This window comes from Corynebacterium sp. HMSC062A03 (assembly GCF_001811145.1).
In the GTDB taxonomy this organism is placed as follows: Bacteria; Actinomycetota; Actinomycetes; order Mycobacteriales; family Mycobacteriaceae; genus Corynebacterium; species Corynebacterium aurimucosum.
This window is the reverse complement of sequence record NZ_KV803676.1, coordinates 1-399: the sequence shown is the minus strand read 5'-3', so window position 1 is coordinate 399 and position 399 is coordinate 1. Positions and strand designations below refer to the sequence as shown.

The following is a 399-nucleotide window of genomic DNA, read 5'->3' as shown; positions in this document are numbered from 1 at the left end:
AGGCTTGGAGTTCGGGTCCTTCGGATCGGTACCGGCTTCCTTCTCTTCCTCGTCGGTAGCACCGTCACCATCATCATCGGTGTCCGTAACGTCCGGCTCGCCGTCACCATCAGTGTCACGCTGAACCGTAATGACCTTGGTGTCCTCAGCAGCCTTGTTGCCGTCCTCGTCGGTGATGGTGACCGTGACCTCAAAGTCACGCTCTTCCTCATCCTTGCCCCAGTCAGTGATCTTGTCTGGGGTACCAGAAACCTCACCGGTCTTCTCATCAACAGTCAGACCATCCGGCAGACCATCGACCTCAACCTTGCCGTTTTCCGGAACATCCTTAGCGGTATCAAACGGATCAGCCTCCTGACCCTCAACAACAGTGACCTTATCCGTCACCACAGAAGCATC

Annotated in this window: 1 protein-coding gene; it reads right to left on the bottom strand. The window is 55.9% G+C overall.

What is annotated here, in order from left to right; all coding sequences use genetic code 11:
* Positions 1-399 (bottom strand): Ig domain-containing protein (locus HMPREF2781_RS06290; protein ID WP_210386013.1); only part of this gene is annotated, 399 nt, incomplete at both ends.